Source organism: Amycolatopsis sp. 195334CR (assembly GCF_017309385.1).
Taxonomy (GTDB): Bacteria; Actinomycetota; Actinomycetes; order Mycobacteriales; family Pseudonocardiaceae; genus Amycolatopsis.
This window is the reverse complement of the sequence record NZ_JAFJMJ010000001.1, coordinates 831,621-855,328: the sequence shown is the minus strand read 5'-3', so window position 1 is coordinate 855,328 and position 23,708 is coordinate 831,621. Positions and strand designations below refer to the sequence as shown.

The 23,708-nt window shown below is 66.7% G+C and carries 20 protein-coding genes and 2 pseudogenes; 13 read left to right on the top strand and 9 right to left on the bottom strand.

The features are described from left to right. Positions 1-463: 463 nt before the first annotated feature. From JYK18_RS04300 to JYK18_RS04275, 6 genes are all read left to right on the top strand, one after another. The gene (locus JYK18_RS04300) at positions 464-988 is read left to right on the top strand and encodes a hypothetical protein (RefSeq protein WP_206800867.1); all 525 of its coding nucleotides are present in this window, start codon (positions 464-466) and stop codon (positions 986-988) included. Positions 989-1,209: 221 nt separating this feature from the next. Beyond that, positions 1,210-1,749, top strand: coding sequence for a recombinase family protein (locus JYK18_RS04295; RefSeq protein WP_206800866.1), 540 nt, complete (start codon positions 1,210-1,212; stop codon positions 1,747-1,749). A 229-nt stretch (positions 1,750-1,978) separates the two neighbouring features. Next, positions 1,979-2,815: a hypothetical protein gene (locus JYK18_RS04290; RefSeq protein ID WP_206800865.1), complete on the top strand. Its 837-nt coding sequence runs from the start codon at positions 1,979-1,981 to the stop codon at positions 2,813-2,815. Positions 2,816-3,267: 452 nt separating this feature from the next. Next, positions 3,268-4,467, top strand: a complete 1,200-nt coding sequence (locus JYK18_RS04285) for a site-specific integrase (protein ID WP_206800864.1) — start codon at positions 3,268-3,270, stop codon at positions 4,465-4,467. Between the two features lie 205 nt (positions 4,468-4,672). Beyond that, on the top strand, positions 4,673-5,077 hold the full coding sequence (locus JYK18_RS04280; RefSeq protein WP_206800863.1) for an Lsr2 family protein: 405 nt from the start codon (positions 4,673-4,675) through the stop codon (positions 5,075-5,077). A 222-nt stretch (positions 5,078-5,299) separates the two neighbouring features. Then, complete coding sequence (locus tag JYK18_RS04275; RefSeq protein WP_206800862.1) at positions 5,300-6,148, top strand: SAM-dependent methyltransferase; 849 nt, start codon at positions 5,300-5,302, stop codon at positions 6,146-6,148. A 724-nt stretch (positions 6,149-6,872) separates the two neighbouring features. Here the strand turns inward: JYK18_RS04275 and JYK18_RS04270 are convergent. Beyond that, positions 6,873-7,202, bottom strand: a complete 330-nt coding sequence (locus JYK18_RS04270; protein WP_206800861.1) for a hypothetical protein — start codon at positions 7,200-7,202, stop codon at positions 6,873-6,875. A gap of 107 nt (positions 7,203-7,309) precedes the next feature. On the opposite strand from JYK18_RS04270, the gene JYK18_RS04265 reads away from it, so the two are divergent. Further along, complete coding sequence (locus tag JYK18_RS04265) at positions 7,310-7,588, top strand: hypothetical protein (protein ID WP_206800860.1); 279 nt, start codon at positions 7,310-7,312, stop codon at positions 7,586-7,588. A gap of 285 nt (positions 7,589-7,873) precedes the next feature. Here JYK18_RS04265 and JYK18_RS48270 read toward each other — a convergent pair. Together JYK18_RS48270 and JYK18_RS04255 are read right to left on the bottom strand one after the other, a co-directional pair. Beyond that, positions 7,874-7,984 (bottom strand): annotated as a pseudogene (locus JYK18_RS48270) (DegT/DnrJ/EryC1/StrS family aminotransferase); the annotation flags it as partial. 97 nt (positions 7,985-8,081) lie between these two features. Continuing rightward, the gene (locus JYK18_RS04255) at positions 8,082-9,689 is read right to left on the bottom strand and encodes a DUF5722 domain-containing protein (protein WP_206800859.1); all 1,608 of its coding nucleotides are present in this window, start codon (positions 9,687-9,689) and stop codon (positions 8,082-8,084) included. Positions 9,690-9,964: 275 nt separating this feature from the next. Here JYK18_RS04255 and JYK18_RS04250 point away from each other — a divergent pair, with 275 nt between their 5' ends. Then, entirely contained in the window at positions 9,965-11,545 is a 1,581-nt protein-coding gene (locus JYK18_RS04250; protein WP_307795774.1) for a DUF2079 domain-containing protein, read from the top strand. 13 nt (positions 11,546-11,558) lie between these two features. Here the strand turns inward: JYK18_RS04250 and JYK18_RS04245 are convergent, their stop codons facing one another. Further along, on the bottom strand, positions 11,559-11,978 hold the full coding sequence (locus tag JYK18_RS04245; protein ID WP_206800857.1) for a hypothetical protein: 420 nt from the start codon (positions 11,976-11,978) through the stop codon (positions 11,559-11,561). Then, positions 11,959-15,915, bottom strand: coding sequence for a hypothetical protein (locus tag JYK18_RS04240; protein ID WP_206800856.1), 3,957 nt, complete (start codon positions 15,913-15,915; stop codon positions 11,959-11,961). The genes JYK18_RS04245 and JYK18_RS04240 overlap by 20 nt, the downstream gene beginning before the upstream one ends. A 592-nt stretch (positions 15,916-16,507) precedes the next feature. Between JYK18_RS04240 and JYK18_RS47445 the strand changes: the two genes are divergently transcribed. The 4 genes from JYK18_RS47445 (at position 16,508) to JYK18_RS04225 (ending at position 18,277) form a co-directional block, all read left to right on the top strand. Further along, positions 16,508-16,633, top strand: a complete 126-nt coding sequence (locus JYK18_RS47445; protein ID WP_277992148.1) for a hypothetical protein — start codon at positions 16,508-16,510, stop codon at positions 16,631-16,633. A gap of 13 nt (positions 16,634-16,646) precedes the next feature. Next, positions 16,647-17,057 (top strand): hypothetical protein, encoded by a 411-nt coding sequence (locus JYK18_RS04235; RefSeq protein ID WP_374194986.1) that lies wholly within the window; start codon positions 16,647-16,649, stop codon positions 17,055-17,057. A 244-nt stretch (positions 17,058-17,301) separates the two neighbouring features. Continuing rightward, entirely contained in the window at positions 17,302-17,640 is a 339-nt protein-coding gene (locus tag JYK18_RS04230) for a hypothetical protein (protein WP_206800855.1), read from the top strand. Positions 17,641-17,800: 160 nt separating this feature from the next. Further along, positions 17,801-18,277, top strand: a complete 477-nt coding sequence (locus JYK18_RS04225; protein ID WP_206800854.1) for a hypothetical protein — start codon at positions 17,801-17,803, stop codon at positions 18,275-18,277. Here JYK18_RS04225 and JYK18_RS04220 read toward each other — a convergent pair. Both JYK18_RS04220 and JYK18_RS04215 read right to left on the bottom strand, forming a co-directional pair. Continuing rightward, positions 18,250-21,045, bottom strand: a complete 2,796-nt coding sequence (locus JYK18_RS04220) for a BTAD domain-containing putative transcriptional regulator (RefSeq protein WP_206800853.1) — start codon at positions 21,043-21,045, stop codon at positions 18,250-18,252. The two genes, JYK18_RS04225 and JYK18_RS04220, sit on opposite strands and share 28 nt — an antisense overlap. 540 nt (positions 21,046-21,585) lie before the next feature. Further along, on the bottom strand, positions 21,586-21,801 hold the full coding sequence (locus JYK18_RS04215; RefSeq protein WP_206800852.1) for a hypothetical protein: 216 nt from the start codon (positions 21,799-21,801) through the stop codon (positions 21,586-21,588). Here JYK18_RS04215 and JYK18_RS04210 point away from each other — a divergent pair. Continuing rightward, positions 21,795-22,241: a hypothetical protein gene (locus tag JYK18_RS04210; RefSeq protein ID WP_206800851.1), complete on the top strand. Its 447-nt coding sequence runs from the start codon at positions 21,795-21,797 to the stop codon at positions 22,239-22,241. The genes JYK18_RS04215 and JYK18_RS04210 overlap by 7 nt on opposite strands. A 229-nt stretch (positions 22,242-22,470) precedes the next feature. Here the strand turns inward: JYK18_RS04210 and JYK18_RS04205 are convergent, their stop codons facing one another. After that, a complete protein-coding gene (locus tag JYK18_RS04205) occupies positions 22,471-23,049 on the bottom strand; it encodes a hypothetical protein (protein WP_206800850.1) in 579 nt (192 codons plus the stop codon). A 394-nt stretch (positions 23,050-23,443) separates the two neighbouring features. After that, positions 23,444-23,530 (bottom strand): annotated as a pseudogene (locus JYK18_RS04200) (DNA-binding response regulator); the annotation flags it as partial. Between the last annotated feature and the right edge of the window lie 178 nt (positions 23,531-23,708).

Here is a 23,708-nt window from a genome sequence, read left to right as displayed (position 1 = left end):
GCTGCGTGACGCTGACCGACTCGGTACGGCTGTTGCCGACACCGACGGCCGCGGACGCGAAGAACTGCACCCACGACACCCACGACGGCGGACCGTCTCTTCCCGACCGCGCCCGCGCGCTGAGCACGCCACCGTCACCGGCGACGGAAACGTGGTGCGCGGCAACGCACATCCCGAAATCGGGGATTCGCAGCTGCCTCTCCCCGGGCGCGTGGGGCGCTGCTGCCGACACCGACCGCGCACGACGGTTCCTCCACCGGAATCTCCGCTGCCCCACGACAAGGAGGCACGTCTCCAATGGACACTCCACGACTCCTGCCGACCCCACGGGCGACCGACGGCACCAAGGGGTGCCCGGCGCAGCGCGGCTCGAAGGGCGATCTGATGCTGCCCTCGGTCGTCATCGCCGTCACCACGCCCACACCGAAGCCGAAGGCCCGCGTTCGGACGGAGGTGAGTGACCGTGGCAACCGCACGCGCACCTCGCGCCCGCCGCGCCGCACGCGCTGAACCCGGTCCGGTGGACTGGGGCGAGTACGCCGCCGCCGTACACCGCTGGGAACTCATCACCGGCCGCCCCGCGCCGTACCCCACCCAGCCCGGGCGGCACGGGCGCCCCGTGCTCGCGCCGCCCTTCGTCGAGTGGCTGATGGGCCTGCCCCCGGGCTGGGTCACCGCCGCACACCTCGACCTGCCCCGCACCGCGCAACTCCGGGCACTGGGCAACGGAGTCATGCCGGCGCAAGCCCGCTACGCCGTGACGCTACTGCTCGACGACCTGGCCGCACTCGCCCACACCCCGCTCGGTTGCCGCCAGACCGACCCGCCGAACCACCGGCAGCGTCGCACCGCCACCCAGGCTCGGCGCGAACACACGACCAGCACGGGGCGGCCCCGGCGTCCGGCAACGAAGGCCCGGCCCGCCGCCCGGTCCTCGACCCGGACACGCCCCGCCCGCTCAGCACCCACGCGCCCGACGACTCGCTGAGCCCACTCGGCGAGACACCTCGGCAACCAGCCACCCCGAAGCCAGGGTGCCTCGCCCCTTCCACCGCACTCGCACCGAAAGCAGGCACCGCCATGCCCACAACCCGGCCGAACCGAGTCCTGCACCAGCTTCGACGCTGGCTGCGCACGTGGCACAGCCGCGGCGCCCCACGCGACATACCCGCACCGCCCGAGCGCCCACTTCGAGGAACTCCGGCCGAGGTGGACATCACTGCGGAACGTCCCGTCCTAGGCACCGCAAGCGAGGCCACCGCCGCGCTGGTCCGCCAAGGCTGGAACGTGCACCGCCCGCCCTACGGCTACCGCACCATGGACGTCGCCAGCATCCCCTCGGGCAGCGGCAGGCCCCGGACCCGGCTCACCCCCGACCCACTGAGCGCACCGGTCGTGCAGCACATCTTCTACTGGCGCGCGGTCACCGGGCTCGACATCGACCAGATCACCCAGCGGCTCAACAAGAATCCCGACCGCTACCCGCCACCGGGCACCAGCGGCACCTGGCACGCCGCGGCCGTCACCAGAATCCTGACCAACCTCAAATACACCGGCTACCAGGCACTGCGCACCCGCGACGAGAACAACCGCCTCCGCCCGGCCGAGCAGTGGGTGCTCTCCGACCAGCCAGCCCACCGCGCCCTGATCACCACTGCCCTGTTCTGGGCCGCACAGAACCCCACCACCGACACCCGCCGCGCCCTGCGGCACCGCCTGCTCGCCCAGCCACACGACCTCCCCGCTTGACCACTCCTGGGAGCACACCATGACCACCACCCGACCCGGCCCGGCACGCCCCGGCCAGACACGGACGCCCCGTGCGTCGGCCCTCACGCGCAGCGCCTCCCGGCTCCACCCCTCGACTCGCCCACCCCGCTCCGCTGGCCGACGCGCCAGCCGACCACGTCCCGAGCGCTACCCGGGCCAGCCGCGCGGGCGCTACCTGAGCCTGGGCGCCGGAGTGCAAAGCCTGGCCGTGCTCCTGCTCGCCTGCGAAGGACGGATCCCGCGTTTCGACGCGGCCTTGTTCGCCGACACAGGCTGGGAACCCAAGCAGGTCTACGCGCAACTCGACACCGCCCGCCGGCTCGGCGCGCAAGCAGGGATCCCGGTGCTGACGGTGTCAGGCGGCAACATCCGCCACGACACCCTGAACCCCAACGCGCGCTTCGTGACCATGCCGTTTTTCGTCAAAAACCCCGACGGCTCAAGGGGAATGGCACGCCGCCAATGCACTGGCGACTATAAAATCCGGCCCCTGAAGAAAGCGGTCCGCGAGATCCTCGGCTACCCGCACCCGGTGCGAGTGCCACGTGGGGTGTTCGTCGACCAGGCCATCGGCATCTCCACCGACGAATTCCACCGCGCCAAAGACTCCGACGTCAACTACACCCGAAACATCTTCCCATTGCTGGATCTCGGGATGTCGCGCTCGGACTGCCTAACCTACCTGCGCGAGCGAGGACTGGGCGACGTGGTGAAAAGTTCGTGTATCGGCTGCCCCTACTCCGGAAACTCTCGACTGCGCTACATCCGCGACACCGATCCGCAGGCGTGGGCCGACTTGATCGAGTTCGATAAGGCGATCCGCCACGGCAGCCCACGCGCGAACGCCGGTGGCAAGCCGTTGCGCGGCCGCTTCTTCATCCACCGCTCACTACTCCCGCTGGACCAGGTCGACCTTGAGGCCACCCGCGGTCGGCCCGGCGCGGACGAAGACGACCCCGACGGATGTTCCCCGTTCTCCTGCCGCTCCGGCGAGCCATCCGCTCCAGGAAAACAGCGTCCCCGACCGGCAAGGAATCTCCGATGACTGACGACCAGGCCCAGCCATGCCATCCACTCTCGACGCCGGCCGATCCAACCACAGACAATGCCCGGGCCCAAGCGCGCTGTGCCTCTGAATCCTGCGGCGACCAGCTGCTCTTCACACCTGCGCAAGCCGCACAGCGGCTGACGGTCAAGGAAGCGTGGCTGCGACGCAAAGCTGGCACACGCTCCATCCCGTGCACACTCCTCGGGAAACACCTCCGATTCTCCGAGGACGACCTGCGCGCGATCGTCTCCTCCAATATGCGACCGGTCACACGACGGCCGCCACCGACGCGGCACACCGCCCACCGGACCGCAACTCGCCGCAGACGGCCATGACGATCCGAGGCAATCCAAAAACCTCCAACAAAAGCTGGCCCTCCGCATAGCAACTGAGCATCAATGGCTGTCCAGTAGCCGACGTACCCCCACACCACGACAAATGAGGTAGCGATGCCCTGGGCTGAACAAACTGGTGACCTCTCCTGGCGCGTGAGGTACCGCCGAGAGGACGACAGCATCGGCTCCATTCCAGGATTCCCCGATGAGAAAGCGGCGAAAACCTACATCGCAGACATGGGAACCGATCAGCGCAGAGGGAGCTGGATCGACCCGGTCGCCGGGCAGGTCACCATCGCCGAGTTCGCTCCCGAATGGATCGACTCGCTCGACGTCGACCAGCGAACCGAAGAGAACTACCAAAGCTTCCTCAAGTGCCACATCCTCCCACAGTGGGGGAGCGAGCCCTTCAGTGACATGAGCAATCTCGGGATACGTAAATGGGAAAAGAAACTCCGAGCTGGTAAGCTAGCCAAGACGACCGTGGACAGCATCATCAAATGCCTGTCACTCATGCTGACCGACGCCGCGCTCGAAAAGATCATCGCCGCGAACCCCCTGCAGGCCAAGAGGCGCGGTCGCCGACGCCGAAACAAACGGACACCCCGCAAAATCTGGGCAGAACCCCACGAAGTCCTGGCCATCGCAGACCAGGTCGCCCGCTACTACAGCCCAGCCGGCGCGTTACTCATCCTCGTCGCGGCCTGGACCGGAGCGCGCTGGGGAGAACTCGTAGGGCTGCAGCGCCACAACGTGCACCTCTTCGACGACAACACCGGCTTCATCGTCATCGACCCCGACAACGGCGCACTGCACGAGCCGAACAAGGGACCTCTTCATCTCGGCCCGCCCAAAACTGAGGAATCCGCCCGCACCATCACCCTGCCCCCCTTCCTTGTCATCTTGCTCCGGCAACACCTGGCCACCCTGAAACATGACCACGTATTCGTGACACCCAGTAACCAGCTGCACCGGCGTAGCAACTTCGCCCGCCGCGCACTGCGACCCGCAGCCGACGGCAACGCCCAAGTCAAAAAGCCGAAAGTCCGACTCGTCGCGATCAAACCCGGACTCACCTTCCACGGCCTGCGCCACAGTCACAAAACGTGGATGATCGACGACGGCGTCCCCGAAATCGCCCAGGCGCTACGACTCGGCCACGTCCTAGAAGACAAGGTCCAGGAGACGTACTCGCATGTCGCCGTCGCAGTGGAACAGCGACTGCTCGACGCCCTCCAGACTCGCTGGGAGAAGGCCGTGGCCGGCAGCAGCACGGAACTTGAGCATACCCACTGGCGCTCGGCGGCCGCATAGGGCAGAAGCAGCCTCGCGATCAGGAGCTAGCTGGATCTCGAGGGTAACAATAAGCATCCGTTGTCAAGCTGGATGCTTTCGATTTGCTGAGCACGTGAAGTGTCGCCCGAGGACATCAAGACTATGGGTCCGCGTACTGTAGATCGCGGATCGTGATTATAGTGGGATCCACACACGCGATACCCACGTATAGAAAGTGAACGACATGGCGCAGAAAGTTCTGGTCGAGATGATCGACGACATCGACGGCGAGATCGCCACCCAGACCGTGCCGTTCGGTTTGGACGGTGTGTCCTACGAGATCGACCTGTCCGACGACAACGCCGCCAACCTCCGCGACGAGCTCGCGCGTTACGTCGCGGCCGGTCGGCGCACCGGCGGCCGCAAGGTGCGGCTGGCCACCGGCGAGTCGGCTTCCTCCTCCAGCGGGGCCGACCGCGAGCGGGCCCGCCAGGTCCGCGAGTGGGCCAGGGAGAACGGCTACCAGGTCTCCGAGCGCGGCCGGATCTCGGCCGAGATCACCGAGGCCTTCGAAGAGGCGCAGCGCAAGCCGGCGGCCGCCAAGGCCCCGCGCAAGCGCGCCGCCCGCAAGAAGGTCGCGGCGAAGTAGCACAGGATCCTGTCCTGCACTGCGTCGGTCCCCGAGTGGCCCTTCCGCCCGAAGCGCAGCGCGTGCGCCGAGCCCCTGGTGGAGTCGCGCCCGACCTCGGGAGGGAGACAGCCTGTCGGCTCAACCTCCTAGCGTCGTCCGCTGTGACCCTCGCCGGTGCTGGGCTGACTACGCTACGTTGAAGCAGAGTCCGTTACGACATCCAGGCCAGCGAGGTAGCCCATGTCACCGACCGATGCGAAGGCGCCCAGCTCCGTGCCCGTCGGGGTGGATCCGAACCGCGCGAGTATCGCGCGTGTGTACGACGCCGCCTTGGGTGGCAAAGACAACTACGAGATTGACCGTGAGGTCATCAGGCAGGTGAAGGCGGTCGCGCCGGAGATCAGGTACATGGCATGGGCCAACCGCAACTGGTTGACCAGGGCTGTGCGATGCATGGTCGGTCAGGGGATCGATCAGTACATCGACTGCGGTTCGGGGCTGCCGACCGCGGAGAACGTTCATCAGGTGGTGCAGCGAGCCAACCCGGATGCGGTCGTCGTCTACACCGACAACGACCCGGTGGTACTCGCGCACGCTAAGGCGCTCCTCGCCGACGAGAGCAAGACCTACATCGCCTCGGCCGACATCTACGAGCCGGGCCAGGTCTACGACGACCCGATCGTGCAGAATCACATCGACTTCAGCCGGCCGATCGGTCTGGTTCACAGCAGCACGATCCACCACTACCCAGGCGACGACTACGCCGACCTGATGCGACAGTACATCGACCCGCTGCCGAGCGGCTCGTGGGTCGCACTCAGTCATTTCTACGACCCCGAGCGGGCCGAACTCAGCGAGGTCGCTCGCCGCATGGAGGACATCTTCTCGCACAGCGCGATGGGGTCGGGCTGGTTCCGCACTCGCGCGGAGATCCTGTCCATGATGCCGGGGCTGGAGATCATCGCCCCGCAACCCGGCATGGACGCCACCGTCGTCCCGTGCGACCTGTGGTGGCCGGACGGCCCCCCGCCGCGCCCCCTCACGACGGAGCAAGAACTCATCGGCTGCGCCGTCGGCTACAAACCCTGACCTGCGCTCACGTTGACGCTGACGATGGTCGCCCGCTCTCGTTCTGAGCAGGTAAAAGTGCACAAGTGCGTCGATATGGCAGCGACATCACGGAGAACTCGTCAACCTGAGCGGAAGGCAATCACGCAGGAACACCCCGGTGGGAGGGAGCCGAACGCCGCTCGGTCTCAGTGCCCGGAGGGCGTGTCAGCGTCATTTAGCGATGTCGTCACGTTGTCGGGGTCTTGAACGAGCTCGTGCTGGGCGGCGGTGGCAACGCGACGACATGTGCTCGAGCGGCTGGACCATCGAGCATGTCGGCAGAGCGCTTACCCGTATCGCCGCGGAGTAACGCACTAAGGTCTCGGCGACCCGGCTGCGGCGGTTCGGACGCGAGCAGCGCCGCGAGTTGGCCGGGCATCCGCGCGATCGCGGTACGCCGACGGTCCGCCGCCGCGGCCGAGGGCCGGGCCGAGGTAGCGGCGTCGTCGGCCGCAAGGAGGTACTGGACGATCGGGTCGAACGTGCCGACGTGCGCGCCAAGGCGTATCCGAGCAGCCCGTGCAGGACTTCGCCTGCCCTGTCACCTGTGATCCACGTCAGGTTCGCCTCCACACCGGCCCTGGAGGGCAGGCGCACCAGCGTCCACGGGCCTAGCTGCGTGGTGCCAGCGATAGGACCAACCTTGCAGCTCAGTGTCTGAGAGGCGTCATCGGAATGTCAGTGCTCATGCGTCACCTCAGCGTCAGTCGCTGGTGGCGGATTGGGGCCAGGCGCCGGGCCAGCCGCTCGTGTCGGGCGGGGGCGGCTGCAGTGTCTGCTTCGTGGTGCCGTCTTCGTTGAACAGCTCGGGCATGAGGTTGCCGGGCCAATTGTCGCGGCCGCCGAAGGCTGCCGAACTGGCAAGCAGGCTGTCGACCCAGCGCAGGAACTTCTTCGGGGAGCCGTCGAAGTAGGTTCGGACGCGCTGTTGCATGGCGCGGACGTCGTGTCCGGGCAGGAAGTCGCGGTCGGAGAACTCGCCGCAGCCACAGCCGCAGGCGCGCTGGATGAACTGCTGCAGATAGGGACGCACATGGGCATGGGCAGGGACCTGTTGATGTATCGCCGCCTCCTGCGTGACGACGCCACTGCGACAGAGTCGCCGAGCCCAGCGCTGTATGTGATTGCGCTACGGCCTGGGTGACCAGGGACATCTATCTCGCGGCCGGGAACTATCGGTGGGAGGTCGTGCACCAGCCCGACGGCGCAGGCACCTACATTGTCGCGTCCCGCGACATCTACCTCAAGGCGGCGACCTACCACTGGCGTTGTTACGCCGATCCGGGTGCCAACTTCACTTACACTCTCGGGTGCATCCTGGACCAGCCGGGCGGTAGCGCGGGTGTTGCTTCGCCGCCCGCTGGGATGTGGTGGGGCAACCAGCATTTCACCTGCGGTGGCCGGCTCACCCAGATCTAGTCGAGCGCGGTCGCGAGGATGATGCCCGCGCCGTAGGCGACGTAGTAGTTGACGTGACCGGTGACGAAGTTGTTTAGTAGTGCGGGATCGCTGGCCCTGACCGTGGCGGCTTCGGGCTAAATCATCCACAGTGGACGGACGCGTGCGTCGGTCACGGTGCTCGGGTCGCGGCGGAGCGATGTGGTCGATGGTGACGCACCCTGTGTGCGACCTCGACGAACCGCTGGTGGGCGCCGGTGGCGAGGATGGCTTGCACGCTAGCGCAGAAGATCAGCGACGGCACGCTCACCTCGTCCCGGGTCCGGTACCGGCGGCCAGCAGTGCCAGGTGCAACGAGGTGGTCCCGGTCGCGACCGGGACCACCTCAGGCACGCTGAGGAACTCGGCCAGTTCGTGCTCGAGGTCCGCGGTCTAGGGGGCCCGTGTCCGTACCGGTCGGTGGCCATGTAGTCAGAGCATTGCTGGGTCGTGATTAAGCCGTGATCGCACCTGGTCACTTGACGACGTAGCCCAAAGGCGGCCCTTCCACGGTTGCGCCGTCGCAGTTGGAGAGGTCGGAGACGAAGTGGTCGCCGTTGGTCGGCACGTAGCATCGGTACAGTGCGACGGTGCCGGGCCGAGGATTGAGGTATGCGTGCCCGAGGGGGCCAAGGGGAAATTGGTCTTCGCAACCGCTGTCACGACTGACCAGATTGTGCTGCCCCACTCGGCATTCGTAGAGGGGAACCGTATCGGCTGAGGGGCGGCGAAGGAGCTTCCATTCCTTCAGCTTGGTGAACCCGGCGGGCAGTTCCCTGGTTGAGGTCCAGCTTCCGCGGGTGGGGTTGTTGCCGTAGGCGAGTTTCACGTGTGGAAGTAGCTCAAAGCCGCATGAGAGTAGTGGAGTGGAGAGATCGTTGCGGTTGGCGAGGGCCCACGTCGCCCAGCTCGGTTTGGCTGAGCCGTCGGTATTCCTGAGCCCGAGAGAAAGTCCGCTTCCGACCTCTGACGGATGATCGCGCATACGGTGGTAGACGTAGTTGTTGATGCCAGGAGTTGCCAGAACATTCCTGAATGATGAACAGGTCGCGCTGGCTTGTTGCTGGGGAGTGGATGGTGCTGCGGAGTTCAAACCGCTTTCGGTCAACTGCACATCCGACCACGCGGTGGCGCGATGGGGAAGATTTACGCGTAGCCAGCCGACGAGCACTCCCAGATTGCCGTAGGTGACGTAGGGGTAGTCATCCGGGCTGACCTGAATCGAGCGCAGGTCACGTGGATACGGGTGAAATCCGACACGGAGTTCTCGGCTACCTATTCTCGCGTCCAGGCCGCGAAGAACTGTCATGCCGGACAGAGTGGCGTCGTGCGCATTCGGTCGCTCCAGTTCGGTGCCGAACTGATTGTCCAAAGACGTGAGAACTTTCGTCGTTGGCTGTTCGCCTGCGGCCTTGTCATAGACTGCGATGTAGTTGGCGGCTATCTCGTCGAGCCAGCGTCGGGTGTCACAGGCGACTCCTTGTCCGCAGCCGATGTCGAACCACGCGTTGGTGTTGACCTCGTTGTTGACGATCATGTCGGCGATCCGGCCGTTTCCGGATGATCCGTTGTACCGCTTTGCGAGCATCCCCGCGAAGCGGCCGAAGTCGGCGGGGTTGTTGGGGGTGCAGAACCATTCGTACCCGGGACTCACAGGCGAGCAGGGTTTGCCGGCTCGAGCCCACTGGGGTGTGCCGAAGATCACCGCGGTGACGACGAGGCCGCGCGCGGTCCACTCGCGGATGTCGGTGTCGAGCCCGGTCGGCACTCGGAAGCAGTGGCCGTCGTACTCGATCTGGCCTGCTGGGCAGGGAGCCAGTCGCAGTTCGGGTTCCCACTCTGCCCACACGAGGTTCAGTGCCACTCCGCCAGTGTTGTTGCCCGCAATCTCGTCCTTGTCGGGCCAGGAATCAGGCTGAATGGACTTAATTCTGTAGTCCGACCTATCCGGATAGGCCGCGGAGGCAGCCTCTCCGCTCGCGCTGGAAACCCACACCTGGGTCAAGACAGCTGTTACGAGGCTGAACACCAGCAGAAATCGCGTCAATGAAGACAGGGCACGCGGGCGAAGTTTTACCGGCATTTCGATTCCCCCAAGTCCACCAGTATGCGAACAAGGTTAGGGTTCGGAGTTGGCGAAAGCAATGTTGGTGTCGCTTTTGCACTCGGATGGCCCCTCGCGAAAGCCGATGGATTCCGGATGCGTACGCTTCGGGCAGGAGAATCCCCTTGGACAGGTGAGGTGCCGCAGCGATGGAGGTCTCTCAGGAACAGGCCGCGGCGCGTACGCCCAGACGCGCAGCGTGGCTGGTAGTGCCTCGGCGGCGTACTTACCCGGGCGCCCGGTCTTGGGTGCCGGTGGCATTAGGCCTGCTGGCGCTCGCGCCGATCGCGCTGGCCGCGGTGCAAGCCCTCCGTGCCTCCCGAGGGCACTTCTTGCTGGACTACTGGCACGTGCTCGCTAAGACGACCTCGGACGATGGGACGCTCTCGTTCGGTGCCCTCTTCAGCTACCACCTCGACCAGCCGTTCGCGATGCCGTCGGTGTTGTTCTGGCTGGATGCGAAGGTGCTTGGCGGGGACAACCGGGCGTTGACCGTCCTTACAGTCCTGCTGCTCTGCGCCACCGTGCTGATGTTGCGCGCGATGGTGCCCGCGAGCGTTGGCAGGGTGAAGCGCACAAGTCTGACGCTGTTGTTTGCGTTCTTGCTCCTGTCCTCGCACCTGGGCGAGTTGTGGTTGCAGGGAACGAACGGTGTGAGCTGGGTGCCCGCGTTGTCACTGAGCGTACTGGCGCTGTTATTCGTCCATCGCGGCCGGTTCTGGTCGGCGTGCGTTGCCGCGGTGCTCGCCTGTGCCTGCTTCGGCGTGGCGTTTCCCGTGTGGCCGGCGCTCGCGCTGGTGTGCTGGCTGGCGGGGGAGCGGACGTGGCGCGTTGTCGGGCTCCTTGTCGCTGGTGTGGTTGTTCTCGGGAGCTGGTGGGTGACCAAACCTGCGGGGCCGCAATCGTTGGCCACGACGGCGCTGGATCCCGACGGCAGGCTGGCGGTGGTGGGAGCCGCGCTCGGCAGCCTGTGGACCGTGGACGTCGCGGAGATCGCCGTGATCGCCGGAGGTGCTGCGGGGGCTGTGGCTCTGCTGGCGATCGGCACCTCGATCCGCCGTCGAGCCGGCGGAAGTGCCGAATCGACCAGGCCCGACGCTGGATGGATCGGCCTGTTGGCCTACTCGCTGGGGCTGGCCCTGCTGCTGGCACTCGGACGTACCACGTCGGCTGTTCCTGGAGGGAACGTGGCGCTGATCAGCCGTTACGCAATCGTGACGGCGCTGTGCACGAGCGCTGTGGCCGCGATCCTCGTGCTGCGTCGGCCTGCCTGGCCAGCGCGATATGTCGCCGTCGGGGCAGTTGCGGTGGCATTGGCGACCCATGCTATCGGGGGCGGCAAGCTGGCCGCCGCCGAGCGGAACTACGCGCCGCTGGAGGTCGTTGCCGTGGCCCTGCGGGTCAACGCGGTCGAAGCCTTGACGGCGCTGCAGATCCAACCCGACGTGGTGCCAGCCGCACGGGCGTTGGGGGCGTATCCCTTCACCGATGAATTCACGCTCGGCTGTGGGAGCTACGAACTCGGATCCAGCATCGATTTGGGTGGCGTGCCCGCGCAGGCCAGCCAAGGCGTCGTCGACACGCCCGTGACGGGTGGGGCATTGTTGTCGGGTTGGGCGTCGATCCAGGGCGCGGCGGCTGAGTGTGTGCTGGTGGTTGACGCAACGGGAACGGTGCGCGGCGGTGGGGTGGTCGGCCTGCCGCGCCCCGATGTCCAGGCGCCGGGTGTCGCCGGGGGGCCGGTCGGCTGGCGGGCGGTTGCTGAACCTGGAGCTGCGGCCCTGCAGGTCCTCGTGCGCCGAGACGGATCGTTCTACAGTCTTCCCACTAGCTGACATAGTGAGGACTTCAGGGCTCGTCTTCTCTTGGAGGCCGTGGCGCGGCGAACAGGGCACGGATGTAGCGGGCTTGCTCCTCGAGCGTGGCGACCTGGTCTGGATCCGCGCGCGCGAGCGTGTCCACTGCCGGGTACGGGCCACGTTCCTCGCTCATGAGATAGACGCGCTTGCCATTTGTCGAGTCCCGCAGTAGCCCGCTCGCGTGGGCGTTGAGCCTGGCCCCCTGTACGGCGAGCAGCCAGCCGTGTGCTTCGAGCGACGTGCGCAGTTTGACGAGCGCATCTAGGACGTCGTATCCGCGGCACTCGAGGTTTCCGGTTGGACCGTCGAACTCCAGAACGACCTCGCCGTGTGTACCGTCAACGCTGAGACGGCACACACGGCGGTCGGTTCCGCGCGTGGCGAGAACCTCATGGGCTAGGGCTGGCACCACTGCTCGATCCTCGCCACGGGACGTATCCAGGATTGCTGACGCACTTGTCAGCAATGATCTTACCATCAGCTGCGTAGGGGCAGCCACGGACAATGAAGCGTTTATCGAGACCGCCAGGGAATGCAACTTCCCTCTCATAATCGAGCGGGTGCGGGCCGAGCGTGGCGTTGATGTCGATGCCGCCAGGTGCGTCCACCTCATATTGGTACTTCTCTGCGAAGTACTGCCACATGTCGTCTCTATAGCTAGTGCCCACGAACGGAGAGGGCGGGTTAGCTCCCACATAGTCATGCAGGTTGTGTGTTCCGTTGATGTCGCGCGGTTCGAAACCGGTGGCGAAGATGTCTCCCGGTGGTCGGCCGTCTTCTCGGTAGAGCTTCTTGCAGTTCTTCCGCCAGAACGGGGCCGGTTCGATTCGCGACACGTCGACCGCACGGTTCGCTGCGGCGAACAGCGGATCGATCCCGAGCGGGAGGCCGTTGTAGGTGCGATCGGGCACGACCTGTACGGGAGCACCCCCGCACTCCAGCAAGATCATGGTGTCAACGTCAGCGAACTCCAGCCGCCTCCCGCCGACGACCAGGGACACCGCGGGCGCGCTGGGGCCCTTGATTCGTGTTCCTTCAGCCGGGGTGGTTGGTAGGCTCTTCCAAACCCGGTTCGCCACCTTTTGCAGTGGCTTGGTGTTGTAGCCGGTGGCATCGACCTCGGCTTGGTTCGCAAAGCCAATCCGGGCACCGCCGACCACAGCTGCCTGGCCTAGGTCGAGTGCGTCCCACAGACGAGTGCCATCTGCGATCTTGGTCGGGAGTTCTTTCCAGACGCGGTTGGGGATCTTCTGGAGGGGTTTGGTGTTGTAGCCGGTGGCGTCGACCTCGGCTTGGTTGGCGAAGTCGATGCGAGCGCCGCCAACCACAGAGGCTTGGCCGAGGCCCAGTGCGTCCCACAGTCGCGTGCCATCCGCGATCTTCGTTGGTAGCTGCTTCCACACCCGTTCTGGGATGACGACCATCGGTTTTGTGCCGTAGCCGGCCTGGTCGCGTTCGGCGGGGGAGTGGAAGTCGATGCGGGCGCCACCCACGATGGCGGCCTCGGTCGTGGCCGCCGCGTTCTTGATCCGGGTTCCGTCGCCGATCGTGGTGGGTAGGGACGTCCACAGCCGGTTGGGGATGACCAGTTGAGGTCTGTTCCCGTAACCGGCGGCGTCGCGTTCGGCCTGGCTGTGGAACGGGACCAGCGCTGCACCGACGATGGCACCCTCGGAACTCGACGCCGCGTCCTTGACGCGTGAACCGTCTTCGAGGAAGTGGTAGAGCGAATACTCGTTCATCACCGCAGCGGCGGGGCAGTTGCCGGGGCAGGTGTCGAACTTGTCGGCGACCCCGCCGGTGACTTTGTAGACGGCGTTGGTCTCCACAGCGCGGAGCAGGGCGCCGTCCCGCGGCACGACGGTCATGTGCTCTCGGTTGTCGACGCTCCACCGGTTGATGTCCACGTATGGTGAGCACACCGGCGCGCAGGTGGTGAGGCGTACCGGCGCGCCACCGGCGAACCGGAAGATGTTGCCGGACTCGTCGCGCGCGGTGGACCCGTCGGCGGGCTGGGGGTTCATGTGGTCGAGGTTGACCACGCTGCCGCCGTTGATGAAGACCGGCATCCCGCAACCGACCTGGCAGTTCATGAGCCGGATTGGAGCACCGCCGACGAACTTGAAGACGTTGCCGGACTCGTCGCGCGCGGTGGCACCGTCCGCGGGCCTGCCGCGCATGTGTTCCAGGTTGGCGACGCTCCACCCGGTGATGAGCACGGGATTCCCGCAGTCAACGTCGCAACTCGTGAGGTGGATGGGCGCGCCGCCGACGAATTTGAAGATGTTGCCCGATTCGTCCTTGGCTGTTGCGCCATCGATCGGGAACGGTCGCATGTGATCGACGTTCGCGATGCTCCATCCGTTGATGGGGACCGGGTTTCCGCACCCGACGTCGCACCGCGCCAATCGAACTGGTGCTCCGCCGACGAATTTGAAGATGTTGTTCGCCTCGTCTTTGGCCGTCGCACCGTCCGTGGGGTACGGATTCATGTGTTCGAGGTTGGCGATGCTCCAGCCGTTGAGGGAGACCGGGCTTCCGCAGTCCACGTTGCAGTTGGCGAGCTTGATCGGCGCGCCGCCGACGAACTTGAACGTGTGCCCCGTCTCGTCGTGGGCGGTGGCCCCGTCGCGAGGTTTCGGATTCATGTGCTCGAGATTGGCCACGCTCCACCCATTGATCAGCACGGGAGCGCCACAGCCGACGTTGCAGTTGGCGAGCCGGACCGGCGCGCCGCCGACGAATTTGAAGATGTTGCCCGATTCGTCCTTGGCCGTCGCGCTGTCGGTGGGTTGCGGGTTCATGTGATCGAGGCTGGAGACACTGGCGCCGGTGATCTGGACCGGGTTCCCGCAACCGACGTTGCAGCTCGCGAGGTGGATGGGGGCGCCGCCGACGAACTTGAAGATGTGTCCCGCTTCGTCACGAGCGGTGGCTGAATCGGCGGGCCGAGCGTTCATGTGGTCCAGTGCGGCGATGCTCCAGCCGTTGATGGGCACGGGGTTGCCGCAGCCGACGGAACAGCTGAACAGGTGGATGGGGGCGCCGCCGACATACTTGAAGATGTTGCCGGCCTCATCTTTTGCGGTCGACCAGTCGGCTGGTCGCGCGTTCATGTGGTCCAGCGCACCGATGCTCCATGCCGTGATGGGCACCGGGTTGCCACAGCCGACCGAGCAGTTGGACAGTCGGATGGGGGCGCCGCCGACGAATTTGAAGACGTTCCCCGCTTCGTCCTTCGCGGTGGCGCCGTCGCTTGGCTGGGGATTCATGTGGTCCAGTGCGGCGATGCTCCAGCCGTTGATGGGCACGGGGTTGCCGCAGCCGACAGCGCAACTGGACAGGTGGATGGGGGCGCCGCCGACGTACTTGAAGGTGTTGCCTGCTTCGTCCTTCGCCGTTGCTCCGTCAACGGGGCGCTGGCGCATGTGGTTGCCGGGGTCCACCAGCTGCAGGGTGCCTGCCGGGATAGGGACGGGGTTCCCGCAGCCGACGTTGCAGTTGGCGAGGTGGATGGGTGCGCCACCGACGAATTTGAACGTGTGGCCCGCTTCGTCGTGGGCGGTGGACGAGTCCGCGGGCCAGGCCGGCCCCGCGTCAACGATCGCCTGTGTGACTTTGAGCGGCGCGGTGGGACACATCCCGCTGCCACACGTGGTCATCCACAGCGGGGCACCGCCGACCATCTTGTAAATACGGCCGGTGTCGCAGGTTTGGAGCAGAGTTCCGTCCGCCAGACCTCCAACTGAGCTGACCTGCGGACAGGTCACAGGCGGTGGGCCGACCGGAGGTGGGAAGTTGGTCGGAGGCGGCGGATTGACCGGTGGCTGCGGCGGGTTGCCCGGCGGGAAGGTGCCAGGCACTCCAGACACGTACCGGCACGGGAACACTCCGGGATCGTGCATGGATCCTGTGGCCCTCATCCAGCCGAGATCCATGTAAGCCGCGAAGCCACAGTAAGTAGCGGCGCCCGTGAAGGGAATCTTGAGCGTGGTCATACAAGGTTCGCCGAGAGGCGTCTTGTCTGTCGGGCACCAGCCAAAGCTCCTGGTCTGCCGATGCTCCTTGTCCCCGGACTTCCAGCCAGAGACAGTGAAATCCCCATCGCCGATGTTCTCGGGAAGCCCGGTTCCACCGATGCAACCCCAGAACCGGCCCGTCACCAACACGAAACCGTCAGCCGTCACCGCGCCGCCGACGCTGCCACTGACCTTGCACTTGGGGCCGGAAGGGTCACCCTTGTAAGGCCACTCGAAGACCCCCGACCCAGGGTCGCGGGTCTGACCGGGGGACGCAGGCTCCGCTGCTGCCGCTGCGCTTGCGTTGGAGAAAGCCGCGCCGGTCACCAGCAAAAGTATGGTGAGAAAGTAACAAACCAGTCTAGTACTACTGGGTCTGGGCCGGGAATCAAGCGCAGGTGTATTCGCCACGAAGCTCCCCCTCGATTGCTGACGCACTATGGAAAAGGCTAAGGCGGGCGGCGAGTGGGGGTCAACGTGCTAGATCATCTATGACTCTAATGGTCCTGCGGTGTGCGTGAAGGCGGTGAGGGTGAGGATGAGTTTCCGAGCGCGACATAAAAAAGAACGGTTTGCAAGGCGGCGTACGAGTGAATGAACCTGAATTATCAGACTTGAAGCGCAATCGGTGGCATCAATGATCGGCCGAATGGCCGAGGCGCCAGCTGGTGGGTTGGTAGAACGAACTGGGCCCAGGCGGGAGGTGTGCGAAACACCGGTAGAAGGACGTCTCAATTAAGACGTCGCGAACGTTTTGTCAAGGTGCCCGCGTGCCGCAACGCTCACTTCTGCAAGTTGCGCGTCCTGAGCCGTGTGCGCAACCGCGCGTTCGATCTGATCGGGCTCGCCCGCGCGCACCTGGTCACCCGGGAACCGGACCGGGCCGCCGAGCTGATCCAAGCGGCGGTGCCGCTGGCCGGTGCCTGGAGGACTGGCCGGGTCGGGGGTGAAGCTGCGCGACTTCCACCGCGAAGCCGCCCCGTTCACCAGCGTCCCCGCCGTGCGCGAGGCCCGTGAGACCATCGCTGACCTGGTCGCCGCGTAGGAGAGGAACCCTGTTGCCCCGCATCGGAATCACCGGCCACTCGAACCTGACCGCCGCCACCGTGCCGCTGGTCGCCGACGCCCTCCGCACCGCCCTGGCCGGGCACCCGGGCAGCGACCTGGTCGGGGTGAGCTGCCTGGCCCGCGGCGCCGACCAGGTCTTCGCCCGCGTCGTGCTCGACCTCGCCGGCACGGTCGAAGTGGTGCTGCCCGCGGCCGACTACCGCGAGCGCAAGGTCAAGCCGGGCAACGCCGCCGAATTCGACGACCTGATCGGCAAGGCGGCAGCGGTGCATACCATGCCGTTCGCCGAGCCGAACCGCGAGGCCTACATGGCCGCCTCCGAACACGTTCTCGACCACGTGGACGCCGATGGTCGCGGTGTGGGACGGCGGGCCATCCGGTGGCCACGGCGGTACCGCTGACGTGGTCGATGCTGCTCGCGGACGTGGTCTGCCGGTCACCGTCGTCTGGCCAGACGGAGCCGAGCGCGAGTAGCTGAAACTGCGCCCCGGTGCAGCCACGAGAGCCGACCTGCGGCTGATCGCGTGCAGCGACGTTGGCGGAGCCAGTGCTGACGGCCTCGCGTTCGGCCAGAACGCACCTGCCGCACCGCGCGGTGAGACCGGCGAAAACCGTCTCACCGTCGTGGTAAACCGAGGAATCCCGTTGGGCCGACCGCCCGACCTGGGCATCCGGCGGACCAACCTGGCCCTTGCCTATGACCTGCGGTTCCAGCGCACCGGCGTACTCGCCGGCGCCGACCGGGCTGTCGAGGCGGGCAGGCAGGCCGTGGCGGTCATCTCGGCGGACCACCCGCGTTGGCCGACCTGCCTGCTCAACCTCGGCTCCGCCCAGCAGTCGCGGTTCACCTTCCTGGCCAATCTCGGGATCAAGTACCTCTCGTGCGGCATCCACATCGCTTTCACCGGCCGATCTGGATGCGGCGGTCGCGGTCACCCCGGCGGGCGGTCGAAACCACACCCGCCGACCACCCTGACCAGGTGAAGCGCCTGGCCAATCTGGCGGGGATGCGCCACGAACGCCCCCCGGGCAGCGCAGCTGCGGTGGTGAGTCTGGCGCCTGCGGATTACCGCAAGGAAACCGCAAGGCGGGCTGCTCATCCTTGTTCGGCGCGGCGATGGCCGCATCAACGAGGGAGGAATTCATGCTCAGGAAGCTCTTCGCGACGCTGGGTGTAACGGGTGCGGCGTTGCTCGGCGCGGTGGTGCCCGCTTCGGCGCAACCGGACGCGGCCCCGCACTGTCAGCACGGGAGCAGTTACGGCACCATCGTGAAAACCGCGCCCGTGTCGGCGATCTCTGGTGGTGCCAGGGTTGGCACTGTCGAGTTGTGCCGCGACAGTGCCTACAACTACTGGGGTTTCGTGATCTACAACGACGAGATGACGGCCAGCCAGTACGCGCAGGTGTTCTTGCAGATCTACCGGGACGGCTCGTGGACCTCGGAGGTCACCTGCGACAGCACGGGTGGCAACGACCACGTGGGGCCGGGCCATACGCGGTGCTGGACTCCGAAGGTCGGCGGGGTCAGCGGCCGCTACACCTTCCGTGCCTGGTCGGACAAGTACAGCAGTCACACCGGCGCGTTGCTGGCTCAGGGGTACACCGTCATCGCTCGCTGATCCGGCGGGAGCGCGGGCACGGTGGTCAGCAGGTGCTCGCGGATGGCCGCGGCGTCGGCGTCCAGGCCTCGCTCGGCGTAGATCGCGGCGGCTTCTCGCCAGCACTCCAGGGCTTCGCCGACGCGGCCGAGGTGGTGCAGCGAGCCGGCCAGGACGGCAAGGGGAGGTGCCAGGGTTTCGTCCTGGCTGCCGAGTGACGCACGGCCGAGGGCGATCGCCTGCCGACAGTGGGCGATCGCCCGGTCGTGCTCGCCCAAGCCCTGCCATGCCTTGGCCAGTGAGGTCAGTGCGCACGCCTCACCGTCGGAATCGCCGATCCGGTGGCGCAGGCGCGCGCTGCGTTGGCCGTGTTCGATGGCCTTGCCGTGGTCGCCCGCATCGGTGTGGACCTTGGCGAGCATGCCGTTGACGATCGCTTCCCAACGGCCGGTGTCGACGCCCCGGCTGAGCGTGAGTGCGGTGTCGAGGAAGCGCCGTGCGTCCGCGTGCCGTCCTTGGCCGAGCATCAGGCGGCCGAGGTCGTTCAGGGCCGCGATGCGGACGGGGGTGTGGCCGGTTTCGCGCGCGAGTTCGGCTGCGCGCGTGAGGTCGGCTTCGGCGTCCGGGCGGTTGAGGTGGACGAGAGCTTCGCCGCGGGCGAGCAGCACGTTCGCCTCGTGGGCGTGGTCGCCGGCTCGGCGGGCGGAGACCAGTGCCGCGTCGGCCGTTGTGATGCGCTCGTCCCAGCCGCCCATGAGAACGAGGAAGCCGAAGGCGTCGACCAGGCCGAGGGCGTGCTCGTCCAGTTCCGCGTCGGCGGCGTGGTGCAGGGCGGCGATCAGGTTCGCCCGCTCCGCGGTGAACCACGCCCAGGCGTGGTTCCGGTCGGCCAGCGGGTGCGGGCAGCGGGGTTCGGGTGGCCGGCTGACGAGCCGGGTGCTGGCGGGGTAGAGCAGCCGGTCGGCGTTGTGGGCGGTGTGGGCGTACCAGGTCAGCAGTGCATCGAGGGCTTGGCGCCGGTCGTCCTCGTGGTCTAGGTCGTGTGCGTGCTCGGCGGCATATGCGCGCAGGAGGTCGTGGAAGCGGTCGCGGGCGACGGACGCGATGAGGTTCGCGTGTACCAGCGCGGTGAGCAGGTCGCGGGTCTCCCGTACGGGCAGGCCGAGGAGCGCTGCGGCGGCGGGCAGGGAGACGTCGGGGCCGGGGTGCAGGCCGAGCCGGCGGAACAGCAGTGCTTGGCGGGCGGGCAGGCGTTCGTAGGACCAGTCCAGCACGGTGCGGACAGCGGCGTAGGGATCGTCTCCCCACGCCAGCACGTCGAGCCTGGAGCGGTTGTCGCCGGCGAGTTCGGCCACCACGTCGGTGATCGAGACGTGCTGTTGCGCGGCCACCCGCGCTGCCGCGATCCGCAGCGCCAGCGGCAGGCGAGCGCACAGCCTGACCAGTTCCCGCAGGGCACCGGCCTCCGCGGTGGCGCGTTCGCGGCCGACGATGCCGGTGACCAGGCGCAGCGCCTCAGCAGAGGTGAGCACGTCGAGTGTGAGCCGGTGAGCGGCGTCGGTGACCACCAGGCCGGTGAGGCTGTCACGGCTGGTCACCAGCACCATGCTGCCCGGCGTGCCCGGCAACAGCGGCCGGACTTGCTCGGCGCTGTTGGCGTTGTCGAGCACGATGAGCACCCGCCTGCCGGAGAGCAGGGTGCGCAGCAACCCGGTCCGGGCAGTGGTGCCGGCCGGCACGGCCGCGGCGGGCACGCCGAGCGCGACCAGGAAGTCGTCCAGGGCCTCATCCGGTGACGCGGGCCTGCCGGGGCCGTACCCGCGCAGGTTGGTGTGCAGGGTGCCGTCGGGAAACCGGTGCTGGACGCGGTGCGCCCAGTGGACCGCGAGCGTGGTCTTGCCGATACCCGCCGAGCCGTCGAGCGCGGAGATGACCACGGCGTGCCCGGCGGCCTGGTCGTGCGACGGCAGCAAGGCGTCGAGCTCGGCGAGGTGTTCGTCGCGACCGGTGAAGTCGCGGATCGCCGCCGGAAGCTGTCGTGGCACAACGGGAGGACCGGCCACCGGCTGGTTCGTGCCGAGGAGCCGCTGGTGCAGTTCTCGCAGTGGCGCCGCGGGGTCGACGCCGAGTTCGCTCGCCAGCTGGCCGCGGATCCGCCGGAAGTGGTCGAGCGCGTCGGCGGTCCGCCCTGCCCGGTGCAGGGCTGTCATGTACTGGCGGGCGATCTGCTCGTCGTAGGGGTGTTCGTCGGCCAGGGTGGCGAGTTCGGTGACCAACTGCCTGCCCTCGCCCAGCCGGAGCCGTGTTTCCAGCAGGTCGAGCCGGGTCGCCAGGTGTTCGCGGCCGAGTCGTTCGCGTTCGGCGTCCGCCCACTCGCCTGGCAGTCCGGCCAGCGCGGGCCCGCGCCACAGGGCGAGTGCTTCGGTCAACCGCGCGACCGCGTGCTTGTCGGTGGTGCTCGTACGGGCCTTGGCGCGCAGGTCGTCGAAGAGGTAGAGGTCAACCGCGGTGGAGTCGGTTTCCAGGGCGTATCCACCGGCCCTGCGGGCGATGCCCGCACCGCCGAGAACGCCGAGGACTCGCCGCAGCCGGGAGATGTAGCTGTGCACCGTTTCCCGTCCCCGTGGCGGAGCGGAGCTGCCCCACACCCGGTCGACCAGCAGGTCGATGGGCACCGCCCGGCCCCGGTCCACGACCAGCGCGGCGAGCACGCAGCGCTGCTTGGGATACCCCAGATCCAGAACCGTGCCGCCCACGCACGCGTCCACTTCGCCGAGCACACGCAGCATCGCGCCGTCCTCCCCGAACACGCCAACGCCGCAGACGAGCATATTCCAGGCAGCCGGAGATGATCGGTGCGTTCACCCGCCTGGTGGTGCCGCAACTTCCCGCGGTTGCTGGCCGAGCTCGAGCCCCAGAACGTGGGCTTTCAGCCCTGCGTGTCTTTGCCGACCTGCATGCCGACACCCACGTGGACCGGCCGGTCGGAGCTGACCTTCGCGAGCTGCCGCGCCGTAGCGCGCGGCAGGAGCGGAACAGCAGGTCAAGGTGGCCGAATGCGGTCCATCTCGGTCACCACGCGCGCAGTCCTCGTCCGCGGCTCACGAAAAAATGAGTCCCCGTCGAAATCGAGTCGGCCCTGAAAGGAAGGCCACCCTGATTCTGGCCAGGACCGACTCCGTCATTTTCCGGCCGGGACAACGTTTTTTGCCCTCGACCACGAGCGGCCGCCTCCACCACGATGAAAGCCGCGGTGTGCCGGACCGGCGGGCGAGGTGGGGCGGCCCTGTGACGAGTGCTCGGGTGACCGATTGTGTGGAGCTGGACGACTAGACGCGTTCGGAGTCTGCTGCCACGGGCAGACCAGCCATCTTGCGTACAAGGGTCTGCGCGTCGGCGTAGGCGTCGGCGGCGCCGGCGCGATAGTCGGTGGACCGTTCAGGTTCGACGGTGTCGTTGCCGAGGGCGTTGTGCTCGGCTTTGGCCAGGGCGGCCAGGACTTCACGTGCGTCGACGTTCACCAGACCGTCGCGTTCTGTTGTCATACGACAAGTATGCCCAACCGCTGTGGGCGCGTCAGGCCGGGTGTTCACAGGGCTCCACTGTACCGTTCGGTCGAAGACGCGATGTCGCGAGCTCCGAGTATTCGAATTCCAGGGAAATGATGGAAACAATTCTGTACGGCTCCGGTGATGGCGATCTGGACGAGGTCCGCGAGATCGTCGAAGCGCGACTCGGAGTCCGCCTCGAACCGAGGGAAAGCAGTTACAAGGGCGGTGACTACTTCGGCGCCGATCTCGCAGGGGGCGAAGTAGTCACGGTCATGGACAACCGCGTCCCCGACGAGGACGGCGAAGTGCTCAGGCCAGACCACGCGAGCTACCGCACGCTGGTGGTACTCGACGAGACGGACCGCGGTGATGAACTGGTCGCCGCGCTGTCGGGGGAATCGCGGCTCCGGATGCTGGAGCGTGAACAGTGGTGACCGGACCGGCGAACTGGTAAACGTGTCGAGCGAACAGGGGGAGAAGATAACCAGGCGGAAAACGATTCGAGCAGGATTCGGGAAGGTCGCCCGAACCATGCCGTTCCTGGACCTGCTGGCCTATGTCGGCCGACCGCCCGGGCGCCATCAGCCCCCGGTCGTCAGTGACGGCAGCAGGTAGTAGAGAACGACTGATGCTCCGGACCGGGTTGATACCGGCAGGTGGAACTCATGTTCGGAGCAACGCATCCCGAAGTAACGTCGTGAGTTCCTGGGTGGCTGCTCGCGTGTGCTCATCTGTAACACCGTTGCTGGCTTCCAGACGAAGTGAGGTCGCGAAGGATCCGCGGGCAAGTAGCACCGTACAGTCGAACGAACGTAGCCACTGGTCCTGCTCGTCGTTACGCTCGCAGAAAGCGTGTTGTGCATCGACGTCGGTGACCGGAGGGAGGCCGAGGTCTGCAAGCACGGTGTAGCGAGCGCCGTTCCTGCGCGGCCGGGGGTCGTCGTAGCTTCCGCAATCGAGCCCGGCTCTGAGCTCGCCGATGGCCTCGGCGGCGGGAAGTCCCTCATACCGCAGGATTCGCTGCTCGACTTTTGTGGTGGCGGTATCGGTGGTCTGTGCCGACCACATCGCTCTCAACTCGTGGGTGATGGCTCGATCCGACGGTGGCCGGATGTCGCAGGTGTCGATCAAAGCGTGCCAGTACTCGTGATTGGGAATCAGTTCGGCAGGCTCCCGCGCCACGCGGAAGCCCAGCGGGTACAGGGTGTCGCTGGTCAACATTCCTTGCGCCAGACTTGCCATGACAGAAGGCTGGTTCGAGGCTGCGCTGGCCGCGGGGGACCCGACGGGTACTGGCGCCGGTTCCGCGGAGGAACAACCGGTCAGCATGGTCAGTGCTGCGGCAGCCAGGGCTAGCACACGCTCGGGCATCTATTTCCTCCCCCAGATCACTGCGCGACCCTACTCGAGCAGTTGGCACTCGACGATCCGGAGTATGACCGCTATCTCGCCTTCGTGGCGGTGATCAAGGGAACCACCTATCCCGGCCAGGACGTCGGCTTCACCGAACTGAGCGCCTGGCTCTCGGTCGCGCTGCGTCCCGATGGGCCCGGGCGGAGGCGGCGAACACCAGACCGGTTCGGTAGGCAACGCTCGCAGCCAGCCGATGACCCGCAGGATGTTGGTGCGGTGAGGACTCGATGTCCGGCGCGGCGTCGAGCACCAGCCGGAAACCGGTGCGCACCAGCGTCTGGTCGTCGGCGACGAGTACCCGGATGGTCATCAGATCCCCTAGGGCAGTGCGTTGAAAAGGGCCGGTCCTCGCTGCCCAGCGGCAGGCGCGCGGTGACCCGCCAGCGCCGGTCCGGCGCCGGACCGGCGCGCAGGCTGCCGCCGAGCATCGTGATCCGCTCGGTCATCCCGATGATGCCGAACCCGCCCGGCGAGGACATCGGCGATAC